This window comes from Terriglobus roseus, assembly GCF_900105625.1.
Taxonomy (GTDB): Bacteria; Acidobacteriota; Terriglobia; order Terriglobales; family Acidobacteriaceae; genus Terriglobus; species Terriglobus roseus_B.
The window spans coordinates 2,441,213-2,453,190 of sequence record NZ_FNSD01000001.1; the positions used below are offsets into that span (position 1 = coordinate 2,441,213).

At 62.2% G+C, this 11,978-nt stretch carries 9 protein-coding genes; 6 read left to right on the forward strand and 3 right to left on the reverse strand.

The features are described 5' to 3' along the window. The first annotated feature begins 43 nt into the window (after nucleotides 1-43). The 3 genes from hemB to lpdA all read left to right on the forward strand — a co-directional run bounded on the left by hemB (nucleotide 44) and on the right by lpdA (nucleotide 5,323). Nucleotides 44-1,033, forward strand: a complete 990-nt coding sequence (hemB, locus tag BLW03_RS10105) for a porphobilinogen synthase (protein ID WP_074653784.1) — start codon at nucleotides 44-46, stop codon at nucleotides 1,031-1,033. Nucleotides 1,034-1,305: 272 nt separating this feature from the next. Further along, nucleotides 1,306-3,744 (forward strand): putative bifunctional diguanylate cyclase/phosphodiesterase, encoded by a 2,439-nt coding sequence (locus BLW03_RS10110; protein WP_212733173.1) that lies wholly within the window; start codon nucleotides 1,306-1,308, stop codon nucleotides 3,742-3,744. 157 nt (nucleotides 3,745-3,901) lie between these two features. Continuing rightward, nucleotides 3,902-5,323: a dihydrolipoyl dehydrogenase gene (lpdA, locus tag BLW03_RS10115; protein WP_074655919.1), complete on the forward strand. Its 1,422-nt coding sequence runs from the start codon at nucleotides 3,902-3,904 to the stop codon at nucleotides 5,321-5,323. Between the two features lie 66 nt (nucleotides 5,324-5,389). On the opposite strand, the gene BLW03_RS10120 is transcribed toward lpdA, so the two are convergent. Further along, nucleotides 5,390-6,337 carry a DUF1684 domain-containing protein gene (locus BLW03_RS10120; RefSeq protein WP_074653787.1) on the reverse strand — a complete coding sequence of 316 codons (948 nt, stop codon included), beginning with the start codon at nucleotides 6,335-6,337 and terminating at the stop codon, nucleotides 5,390-5,392. A 57-nt stretch (nucleotides 6,338-6,394) separates the two neighbouring features. On the opposite strand from BLW03_RS10120, the gene lipB reads away from it, so the two are divergent. Then, nucleotides 6,395-7,144, forward strand: coding sequence for a lipoyl(octanoyl) transferase LipB (gene lipB, locus BLW03_RS10125; protein WP_074653788.1), 750 nt, complete (start codon nucleotides 6,395-6,397; stop codon nucleotides 7,142-7,144). A gap of 152 nt (nucleotides 7,145-7,296) precedes the next feature. Next, on the forward strand, nucleotides 7,297-9,237 hold the full coding sequence (locus BLW03_RS10130; protein WP_074653790.1) for a 2-oxo acid dehydrogenase subunit E2: 1,941 nt from the start codon (nucleotides 7,297-7,299) through the stop codon (nucleotides 9,235-9,237). 75 nt (nucleotides 9,238-9,312) lie between these two features. Here the strand turns inward: BLW03_RS10130 and BLW03_RS10135 are convergent, their stop codons facing one another. Beyond that, nucleotides 9,313-10,068, reverse strand: a complete 756-nt coding sequence (locus tag BLW03_RS10135; protein ID WP_074653791.1) for a bestrophin-like domain — start codon at nucleotides 10,066-10,068, stop codon at nucleotides 9,313-9,315. A 262-nt stretch (nucleotides 10,069-10,330) separates the two neighbouring features. On the opposite strand from BLW03_RS10135, the gene BLW03_RS20440 reads away from it, so the two are divergent. Then, entirely contained in the window at nucleotides 10,331-10,594 is a 264-nt protein-coding gene (locus BLW03_RS20440; protein WP_139285168.1) for a hypothetical protein, read from the forward strand. An 88-nt stretch (nucleotides 10,595-10,682) separates the two neighbouring features. Here BLW03_RS20440 and BLW03_RS10140 read toward each other — a convergent pair whose 3' ends face one another. Beyond that, nucleotides 10,683-11,975 carry an Hsp70 family protein gene (locus BLW03_RS10140; protein WP_074653793.1) on the reverse strand — a complete coding sequence of 431 codons (1,293 nt, stop codon included), beginning with the start codon at nucleotides 11,973-11,975 and terminating at the stop codon, nucleotides 10,683-10,685. Nucleotides 11,976-11,978: the final 3 nt, after the last annotated feature.

Below are 11,978 nucleotides of genomic sequence, written 5' to 3' on the forward strand. Positions count from 1 at the left end.
TTCTTTTGCCCGAGTCTTTGCACTGACTTCGTACAATGGACTCATGCACTTTCCTGTTACCCGGATGCGCCGTCTTCGCCGTACCTCAGCCATGCGGTCGCTGGTGCAGGAGACCTTCCTACAGCCTTCGCAACTGATCTACCCCCTGTTCTTGTGCCCGGGCGAGGGTGTGCGGAAGCCCATCAGCAGCATGCCGGGCGTCTTCAACCTGTCGATCGATCAGGCGCTGAAAGAAGCGGCTGAGTGCGCTGCGCTTGGCATTGGCGGGCTGCTGCTCTTTGGCCTGCCCGAGAGCAAGGATGCGGAAGGCAGCGGCGCGTGGGTTGAGGACGGCATCGTGCAGCAGGGCCTGCGCGCACTGAAAGCGGATGCATCCCTGAGTTCGCTGGTGCTGATCGCCGACACCTGTCTGTGCGAGTACACCAGCCATGGTCATTGCGGTCCGCTGGAAGGCGAGGGCGCTGCCTGCACCGTAAATAATGATGCGACCCTGCCCTTGCTGGCGAAGGCGGCTGTCTCCCAGGCTCGAGCCGGCGCCGACATCGTCGCTCCGAGCGACATGATGGATGGACGTGTGGCCGCGATCCGGGAAGCCCTGGATCAGTCAGGCTTTGCCGAAACGCCCATCATGAGCTACGCCGCGAAGTTTGCCAGCGCCTTCTACGGCCCCTTCCGCGAAGCAGCCGATTCGACTCCGCAGGCGGGCGATCGTCGCGGCTACCAGATGCAGAGCGCGAACATTCGCGAAGCGATGCGCGAGATCGAGCTCGACGTGGCCGAGGGCGCGGACATGCTGCTGGCCAAGCCTGCCGGGCCTTACCTGGATGTAATCCGCGCGACGCGCGAACGGTTTGATCTGCCCCTGGGCGCCTACCAGGTCAGCGGCGAATACAGCATGATGCATGCTGCGTTCGAGCGTGGCTGGCTGGACCGCGATCGCACGATGCTCGAGAGTCTACTCGCAATCCGCCGTGCCGGCGCGGACTTCATCGTGACGTACTTCGCGAAGGATGCCGCGATGCTCCTGGGCTAACGGAAACAGGTACACTCGGTCTTTCCGATCCGGCAAGCGCCAACTGGGAGCCAACGCACGTTCGCATGCTGTGCGAGCCGCAAGCTGCTGGCAAAGTCTTCGGCTGCTCCCCCTGACGTGGGATGCTGCGAACAGCTTTTGACGCCTAAGCTGGTTGGGAACTTTATGTATGCCGTGAACCCATCGTGGCCACGGCAACATTTCTCCTTGATAGTTTCCTGAGGTTGGCGCAATTGCAAGCGAACCTTTTTGATCTGGCGCTACTTTCTGTCTTGATCCTTTTCTTTGGGATTCTGCAGGCACACCGTCCCCAGCGTGGGTATCGGATGTGGCTGTGCGCCTGGGTTCTGGTGATGTGCAGCCTGCTCGTCTACCTGCCGAAGGATCTACCGGCAGGATGGCAACTTGCGCAGGAGTGCATTCGCGTTGACCTGCTTGTGCTTGGCGGCCTGATCTTCCTGTTCTCGTTCCTGGGTCGCAAGACAAGCCGTAAGCGCCTGGAGCGGGACATCGCCCTTCTCAGTGCACCCGCATTCCTCATCCTGAACACGCTTTGGATCTCCCCACAACACGTCTGGCTCTGCATGACTGTGATTCTGCTGGGGGAAGGCGTCGTGGTGGCGCTGATCGAACAGCTGCTCGACAAGGGACTGCACAAAAAGATCATCCGGCTGGTGTGTCTCCTGGGCACCTTGGCCCTGATGGAGGCTGTCTGGCATGCGAGTTCGGGCCTGGCGCTTGTCGTCATGCTGGCTGAAATCTTTATCAGCTGCGCGATCCTGCTGGCGATGAATCGCAGCGGTAACCGGGCCGGCAAATGGACAGCGCTGACCGCTTTCCTTGCCTGGGGAATGTTCTACGTTGTGTACCAGGCGTCTGACATCTTTCCGGTGATAAGCGTCGTGCTGGACCGTATTTGGAATCTGCCGAAATACCTGGTCGGCTTCGGCATGATCCTGATGGTTCTGGAAGACGACACCGACCGTATCTCAACCCTGAGCGAAGAGTATCGGCTGCTGTACGAGAACAACCCCCACCCCATGTGGATCTTTGATCCCATCACGGGCCGTTTTCTGTCCGTCAATGATGCATCGACTGAGACCTACGGCTACAGCCGCGCGGAGTTCCTCACGATGTCGCTGTACGACATCCGGCCGGAGGAAGATCGGGAACGCCTGTCGCAGGGACTGACCCAGTTGCAGAGCAGCAAGCAGATTTGGCGGCATCGCCGGAAGAGCGGCGATGTCTTCGACGTAGAGGTTTCGGGCCACAACGTCTTCTTCGGTGGCATGGAGGCACGTTTTGCCATGTGCATCGACATCACCGAGCGGCAGCGGCTGAACGAGGAACTGGTGTACCGCGCGCAGCACGACACCCTGACCGGCCTTGCCAACCGCATGTTGCTGGAGGAGCGCGCACAGCAAACACTGGCACGCACCGCTCGCGACGGCACCAAGATGGCGATCCTGACGATTGACGTCGATCGCTTCAAACAGGTCAACGATACCTACGGTCACCTGGTGGGTGACGAGTGCCTGAAGGGCATTGCGGAGCGCCTGGCAACCTCCGTGCGCGAGGCGGATACGCTGGCCCGCACCGGTGGCGAAGAGTTTACGGTGTTGATCGGCGGTCTCTCCTCCGCACGGGGCGCCCAGGCGGCAGCCGCTTCCCTGCTGAAGACGCTCAACAAGCCTCTGACCTTATCCATAAATGAGATTGCCGTCTCTGTCAGCATCGGGATTGCGGTGTATCCCGATGACGGAGCAGACCTCGAGACGATCCGCACGCGCTCCGACAAGGCACTGTATGAGGCGAAGCGGATGGGGGGCGGCCATGCCGTCCTGACCACGGACGAGCTGGCCGGTGAGGCGCAGTCCGCAATCAACATCGAGTCGGCCCTGCGTGAAGCTCTGCAGACGAATGGGCTTGAACTCTTCTACCAACCCATCTTTGACGCCTTCGGGCGACTGGCGCGTGTGGAAGCCCTGGTCCGCGGCAAGTCGGAGTTTCTTCGCAAAGTCGGTCCGGCAGGTTTCATCCCGGTCGCCGAAGAGAGCGGCCTGATCGTCTCATTGGGCCGGTGGGTTCTGGAAGAGTCATGCCGCCAGATGGCCGAGTGGAGAAACCGCAACCTGCCGCCCTTTGAGCTGGCCGTGAATATTTCCGCTCGCCAGCTGGTGCAGGCCGACTATACCGACCTGGTCCTGCTCGCCCTGGAACGCCACGGCATTGCACCCACACTGTTGCATCTGGAATTGACGGAGACCACGCTGATGCGTGACTTCAGCGCCATGGCTCGCATCATGACGCGACTTTCCGAAGCGGGCGTGCTCTTCTCCATCGACGATTTCGGCACCGGCTACTCGTCACTCGCCCGTCTTAGCGAACTCCCGATCTCAACGCTGAAGATCGACCGGTCCTTCGTCACGAAGCTGCAGGAGAGCGACGCCGCAGTCGGCATCGTGCGCGCTATCATTAATATGTCGCGACATCTGCGGCTGGAAGTTGTGGCAGAAGGCGTCGAACGGGCGGAACACATTAAGCTCCTCCTCGAGCTGGGGTGCCACATGTTCCAGGGCTATTACCTGAGCAGCCCGCTACCGCCGGACGACCTTGAGGCGGCCTTGCAGACGGGTGCCCTTGCCTTTGACTTCGCGCCACTCCATGATTCCGTCCAGCAGGAAGAGCTGGATGCAATCATCCCGGCCTGACCTCGCCACGGCGCTCGTGGTGGGATGCGGATGCATCGTTCGATAATCGCAAGCATCTTGACTCTGGGCGTATTCTTTAGGGGATGCGTGGGCCACGGCCCGCGCCCGCAGGCCGGCCCCGTCAGATCAAGCCCGGCTTGTGATTGGAAAGGGTGTTGTGGCAGATACGATCTTTGATGTGGCCGTCGTCGGCGGCGGCCCGGCCGGTTATTCCTGCGCCTTCCGCGCAGCACAGTATGGGCTGAAAGTAGCCCTGGTTGAGATCAGCGACAAGCTGGGTGGCACCTGTCTGCACGTGGGCTGCGTGCCCACGAAGGCGATGCTGCACTCCGCCGATATCTTCGACCACGCGAATGAAGCGACGATGTACGGTATCGACGGCATCGGTGGCGGCACCGTCAACTGGCCCCAGGTATTGAACCGCAAGAACGACATCATCAACAAGCACGTGGGCGGCCTGAACTACCTGGTCAAGAAGAACAAGGTGACCCTGGTCCGCGGTACCGGCAAGCTCACTGGCCCTGCAAAGAACGGCGTTCACACGCTGGACGTCGCCGGCGTCGACGGCAAGACATCGCAGGTGCAGGCGAAGAAGATCGTCCTTGCAACCGGCAGCGATGCCCGCATGATCCCGGGCTACAAGGCCGGCGAGAAGATCCTGACCAACATCGAGATCCTGTCCCTCGACAAGATGCCGAAATCCCTCATCGTCATCGGTTCTGGTGCGGTTGGTGTCGAGTTTGCGAATGTCTTCAACAGCTTCAAGGCAAAGGTCACCATCATCGAGATGGCAGACCGCATGGTGCCTGCGGAAGATGCGGACATCTCCAAGGAGTTCCTGCGCCAGTACAAGAAGAAGGGCATCGACTGCCACCTCTCCGCGAAGATGGACAAGATCGAGGAGACCAAGGACGGCGTGAAGGTCCACTTCAAGACCAGCGACGGCAAGGACAACATCCTGGAAGCGGACAAGGTGCTCATTGCCATCGGCCGCGCACCGCGTACCGCCGGCCTGAATCTGGAGTCGACGAAGGTCGAGCTGGACCGCACCTCCATCAAGGTGGACGAGTACCAGCAGACCGCAGAGCCGGGCATATACGCCGTCGGAGACATCGTTGCGGGCCTGCCCCTGCTGGCACACAGCGGTTCCATGTGCGGCGCCATTGCAGCAGCCCACATCGCCGGTAAGTACGCCAAGCCGATTCAACGCAACCTGATTCCGGGCTGTACCTACTGCGAGCCGCAGATCGGCTCCGTCGGTCTGACAGAAGCCATGGCGCGCGAAAAGGGCCTGAAGATCAAGGTGGGCAAGTTCCCACTGGCCGGCAACAGCAAGGCGACGATCCTGAACGCGCATGACGGCTTCGTAAAGGTCATCGCGGACGAGCAGTACGGCGAGATCCTAGGCGTCCACATCATCGGACCGCAGGCAACGGAGCTGATCTCCGCCGCCGTTGTCGCCATGCAGGGCGAGATGACCGTGGAAGAGATGATGTACACCGTCCACGCCCATCCCACACTGTCGGAAAGCCTGCTCGACGGCTACTCCGCGGTCTACGGCATGGCACTGAACGCATAGCTCCTTATCGCTTTAAAGAAGACAGCCTCCGCATCGTCATGGTGCGGAGGCTGTTCTCTTGAGGCGCTAGTCCACCGGGTGATACCGCTTTTCCCCCGCAGGGATCGCGATCGGCAGGCGGTTCTCCGGCGGTGCGATGGGACAGTGCGTGTTCGGGTTATAGGCGCAGGCGGGGTTCACCGCCTGGTTGAAATCCAGCGCCATCTTCGTCCGCTTCGAGGGGTCGAATGGATGCGACGGATCGAAGGCACGCGAGTCGAACAGTATTTCCAGGAACCGTGCGGACGGATACGTCTCGGTCTTTGACGTCTGGTCGCGGAAGACGATGTAAAGCATTCCCTCTTCCAACGTGGCGTACAGCCGATAGCGCTTGCCATCGAGCAAGAACTCCACATAGCCCGGTGCCGTCTCCGCCAGGTCGCTGCCGCCGTTCGTACGGTGATACGTCAGGCCATAGCCACCGGCAAGCGGCACCCACTCCGCTGCGACGCGATAGCGCGGCGACGGCGGATAGAAATTCAACGCATGCAGCGTCTGAAGCGGCTCGGACTTCGCATCCAACACCTGCAGCCAGCGCTCCTGCTTGTGTTTCGTCATGCGGATGCTGATAGGGCCATTAGTGATCCAGTGCTGCTGCCCCTTCTCGGCCGGCGGGATCACTTCGCCATCCGTCATCGGCCGTCCGTCGAGCAGCGCATCGCCGCTGACTTTTGTGACGACGATGTCCTTCCCATTGACCGCAAGCTCCATCGGCTGGCCCGGCCAGTGCTCCAGCTTGACGCGCTCAGGACCGTTGCCGACGCTCGTCGTGCCCTCGATGACCTGGTTGCGAAGCTGCGCGAGATCCCCGCGTGGCCCCGAAAGGTCCTTCCTCTCGTCCGCACGAAACTTCAACTCCTCAGCTTCGCTATACGGCGGGACGTGTACCCGGTTGCAGCCAAGGCCCGACCATAATCCGGCACTCAAGAGCAGGTAGGCAATGACACGAATGCCGCGATTGGATGAGGAGCCCATGGAACGAGACTAACGAAGGCAGGCTCGGCCCAAAGCATTATCCTTGAAGTCAGCGCTATGTTCTTCCATCTTCTCCAACTCGGCCGCGTCTCTTACACCGAAGGTCTGCGCGTCCAGGCAGAACTGATCGCCGCGCGCAAGGCAGGCATCATTGCGGACACGCTCGTACTGCTGGAGCACCCGCCCGTCCTCACGCTCGGTCGCAATGCGCGGCGCGACAATATCCTCGCTACCGATGAGTTCCTGGCGAGCAAGGGCGTCGAAATCCACGAGGTGAACCGCGGCGGCGACGTGACGTATCACGGCCCCGGCCAGCTCGTTGGCTACCCGATCGTCGATCTGCGGGGAGATCTGCCCGGCAAGAAGGGGCCGCACCTGGGCCCGGTCGACTTCGTCCGGCTGATGGAAGAGGCGATCATCCGTACGTGCCGCAACTTCGGTGTGCAGGCGCAACGCATTTGCGGTCGCACTGGCGTCTGGACGCTCGCGGGCGGCTCCGTGCTGGAGAAGAAGGTCGCTGCCATCGGCGTGCATGTCTCGCAGGGCGTCACCTCGCACGGCTTCGCTCTGAACGTGACGACCGACCTGCGCGACTTCGACTGGATCGTACCGTGCGGCATCACCGACCGCGCCGCGACGTCGCTGGAACTGGAAGTCGACGACCCGCCTGTGCTGGCGCCCACCATGGAGAACGCGCGGAACAGCATCGCCCGGAACTTCGGCACCGTCTTCGAGCGGCAGATGCTCCACGCGGAATCACTGGATGCAATCCTTCATCCGGCGATACTCGATGCGACTGTGCGATAACCGTTCTCCTTACCTCGGGTTACGCCAAGCGCTCTATAATCTTCTGGTCTGCAACCGGCCCGTTTTCGCCGCCCTGAACCGGTGCGCACGGGCCTGAACGACGGCGGAACACAGCCGGCCAAGCTTCACAAACCTCTGCGCGAAGGAATTTCATGGCAACCGAAGTCGTCATGCCCCAGATGGGCGAATCCATCACCGAAGGCACCCTTACCAAGTGGTTGAAGCAGGTCGGCGACACCGTTGCGCGCGACGAGCCTTTGTTTGAAATCTCCACCGATAAGGTCGACGCGGAGATTCCGTCGCCCGCCGCCGGCGTCCTGACCGAGATCAAGGTTCAGGAAGGCGCGACCGTCTCCATCAATGCCGTCGTTGCCGTCCTGGGTGGCGAGGCTGGTGGTTCCGCCGCGGCTCCTGCCGCTGCTGCCGCACCCGCCGCGGAGGCTCCCAAGGTTGAGGCAGCACCGGCTCCGGCTGCCGCTGCTACTCCAGCCGCAAGCTCGACCGACGTGCCAATGCCGCAGATGGGCGAGTCCATCACGGAAGGCACCATCACCAAGTGGCTGAAGAAGGTGGGCGATACCGTCCAGCGCGACGAGCCCCTCTTCGAGATCTCCACCGACAAGGTCGACGCAGAGATTCCCTCGCCGGCGACCGGCGTACTCACCGAGATCAAGGCCGCGGAGGGCACCACCGTCAGCATCAACACCATCGTCGCTGTCATCGGCGGTACCGCAGCCGGATCGTCGCCCACACCGGGCGCACCCGCCGCTGCTGCACCCGCTGCCGGCGCTCCTGCTGCGGCTCCCACTGCGTCTGGCGGAGCAGCTACCGAAGTGCTGATGCCGCAGATGGGCGAGTCCATCACGGAAGGCACCATCACCAAGTGGCTGAAGAAGGTTGGCGACACCGTCCAGCGTGACGAGCCCATCTTCGAAATCTCCACCGACAAGGTCGACGCGGAGATTCCGTCGCCCGTCGCCGGCACACTCACCGAGATCAAGGCCGCGGAAGGCACCACCGTTGCCATCAATACTGTTGTTGCAATGATTGGCGGCGCTGCTGGCTCGACCGGTGCATCCGCTCCGGCTGCTGCTCCCGCTGCTTCGGCACCTGCCGCTGCTGCTCCTGCCGCAACTACCGGTGAAACCCCACGCTCCTCGCCGCTTGTCCGCAAGATGGCCAGCGATAACGGCATCGACCTCGCCGCAGCCGGTATCTCCGGCTCCGGTTCGGCTGGCCGCATCACCAAGAACGACATGATCGGCTACATCCAGGGTGGCGCCAAGCCTGCCGCTGAGGCTCCGATCGCAGCAGCCGCTCCCGCTCCTGCGGCGGCACCCGCCGCTGCACCGGCCAAGGCTGCGGCTCCGGCTGCACCCGCTCCGGTACTGGGCGAGCTGGTTCCCATGACCAAGATGCGCGCAATCATCGCGAAGCGCATGGTGGAATCGAAGGCGACCTCGCCGCACGTTCACTCCACCTTCCGCATCGACATGACCCGCATCGTGAAGCTGCGCGAGAAGGAAAAGAACAAGTACGAGCAGCGCAACGGCGTGAAGCTCACCTTCATGCCCTTCATCACCCGCGCGACGATCGAGGCACTGCGCAAGCACCCCGTCGTCAATGCCGCCGTCAAGGGCGATGCCATCCAGTACAACAAGAACATCAACATCGGCATTGCCGTCTCGCTCGACTGGGGCCTGATCGTCCCCGTGATCAAGCAGACCGAGGAGAAGAACTTCCTCGGCGTGGCACGCGGCATCGTCGACATCGCCAACCGCGCACGCAACAAGAAGCTCGCTCCGGACGACACCGCCGGTGGCACCTTCACCATCACCAACGCGGGTATCTTCGGCGGCGTCTTCGGCACGCCCATCATCAACCAGCCGCAGTCGGCCATCCTCAGCATCGGCGGCCTGACCAAGGAAGCCCTGGTCATCCCGGACTCGGACGGCAACGACGTCATCGCCATTCGCTCGGTACAGTGGTTCACCCTCGGCTACGATCACCGCATCATCGACGGTTCCGACGCAGGCAAGTTCATGAGCGACTTCAAGAACATCCTGGAAAACTGGACCGAAGACATCGGCTAAGCCGACAGCTTCCGACACGAAAAAGCGGCAGACTCGTTCGGGTCTGCCGCTTTTCTTGCGCTCGGTTCCCGCTATCTAAGAACCCATGCTGTGCTGCAACCGCTCCATGCTCTGCTGGTGCACGCGGATCAACCCGGACCGCGGGCTGTCCAGGTCGTAGACCAGTGCCAGCGCCGCCGTCAGGACGACCGGCAGCAGGATGCGCAGCACGATGGACTTGGCCTGCAGCCCGGTGCCGACGATCAGGCTTGCGACCGCTCCCAGGAACAACAGCATCGCCCACGCCGTTGAGGGAATGCGATTCTCGAGTGCTGCCGTTCGCTTTTCCGTGTCGTCGATACTGTCATTCAGCACGCTGAGGAATAAGGCTGTCTCCGGATCGCGACGCACGTTCGCTTCCGCGCTGGCCACGCGCCACATCTCCGTCTGCAGGGCGCCGGTCTGCTGCTGATCCTGCTTCAGCAGTCGCTCGTCCGTACCATCCGTGAGAAACGAGATGCGGATGGGTACGTAGCGCCGCAGCAAACCCTGCTCGGCGACGCGGCCACCGTCGCTGAGCAGCGACGTCCGCAGCCACAGCGTGCCAAGGTCGTTCGCCTCGGCGATCTCAAGCTGCTTGCGCAGGTCGTACCGCGAAACCGCCATGGAGAACGTAAAGCCGAGCAGCAGGCCGAGCAGCGCCAGCACCGCTCCCTCCAGCGTCTTGAGGGACGTACCCTCGCGCTCCACCGAGGCCTGGTACCGCACGCGAAGCCACAGCCCCGCGAACGTCGCAGCGATCAACAGGCACAGCACCAGCGCGAAGAAGGGACCGGGAGTTATGCGGGACATGGAGGCAGTGTAGCGTTCGTGTCGCGAGAACAGACAGGAGATCTTCCCCTGAGGCCCGCCGCCTGTCGCGGTGCCACGATTCCCCGGTGCGATCAGAAGACTCTTCTGTGCAGAACAACAAAGTACTGTTCATGCGGCGCAACGTCACGGAAGATTCACAGCGAATTCGCCATTTGCCTCAAACAATAAGATCACAACTTCCGCCGCAGACCATCCAACCGACCAGCCTTTGAAACGACAGCAAGAGGAGCCAGAGACAGCCATGATGACCGATACCGAAGAGACGAAGGCAGTGCCGATGAACCTGCTGCAAGACGACGAAGACAACATGCTGCCCGAAGCGGCAGTGGGTCAGGCCGAAGACCTCGAGGACGATGAGGATCTCGAAGATGACGAGGACGAATTCGAGGACGACGACGAGGAAGAAGAGGACGACGACGAAGACATCGACGAATCGGACGACGAGGATGTCACCGACGATGAGATGGATGATGCCGAGGAGGGCGAGGAAGAGGAAGAGGACTAAAACACGGATTCCCCGTGCCGCCGCTCTTAGCGCGTCTCTAAGGGCGGCTTGTTAGCTGAGGCGTGAAGCATCGCGTCAGCCGAGCAGCCTATTGCGCGGCCATGAGTGCCAGGCCATGGGCGACGGACGTGAAGGCCTCGCCACCGATGACGCGCTCTTCGCCGAACCGCTCCGTAAACACCTGCCGCACGGCTGGGACCAGGGAGGTGCCGCCGGTGAGAAAGACTCGGTCGACGGCGCCGGTTGGGGTCTTTGTCTTGTCGAGCAGATCGTCCAGGCTGACGCGGATGCGCTGCAGTTCCGGCGCGATCCAGCCTTCGAACTCTGCCCGCGTGACCGGCGCGCGCAGGTGGACCGTTTCCGCGTTCAACACGAATTCTGTCTCCATCGCGGACGACAGGTCGATCTTTACCCGCTGAACCGACTGGTGCAGTCGGTATCCCAGGTCGTGTTCGACGACAGCCTGCAGCAGTGCAATCTTCTCCGGCTCGACGGCGCGCTTCAGGGCTGTCCGCAGCAGCTCCGTCACGTTGCGCGTGCGCAGGAAGGACAGCGTGTGCCAGCGCTCGAGGTTCGCATAGATCCACGCGGGCAGCGCAGGCAGCAGCTTGTTCAACTCGCGCCCCATGGTCTCCGCGCCCAGCGCCGGCGAGATAAGGTACCGCACAATCTTCGCGTCAAACGCATCGCCCGCCAGGCCGACGCCCGTGGTGCCCAGCACCGTTCGTTCGCCCGGTCCCAGCCGCAGCAGCGAGAAGTCCGTAGTGCCGCCACCGAAGTCGCCGATGAGCACATTCTGCGGCTCAGTCACATCCGCGGCGTAGGCATAGGCCGCAGCGACGGGCTCCATGGCAAAGGTCACATCGGTAAACCCGGCCTGCAGAAACGACGCACGCAGACGCGCCTCGGCAAAGTCATTGTCGGCATCGTTATCCGCTCCGACAAATTGAACCGGCCTGCCCGCAACGGCACGGGTGATCTCCACGCCCAACGACGCGCTGGCACGCGTCCGCAGATCTAGCAGCATCTTCGCAACCAGGTCTTCCACGCGGTAGTTGCGGCCGAAGATCTCTGTCCCCGTGAAGGTACGCGAGGAGAGGTAGCTCTTGAGCGACTGGATCAACCGGCCCTGGACCTCGTCTTCGTGTGAATCGGTATCCAGGTAGCGGTCGATCGCCTCCGGACCGCTCCACACCGCCGCGGGCTTGCGAGACTCTACCTTGCGCTGCAGATACAGCACGGACCGCGAGGACCGTGTCGTACCGCCGGCAAAAGGAAATTCGGCCAGACGCACGGAACCGTCCGGCAGCCGCAGGGCTACCGAACTGTTCGTCGTTCCAAAGTCGATGCCGACTACCGGTGTTTGCTGTGCATCCGCCACGTT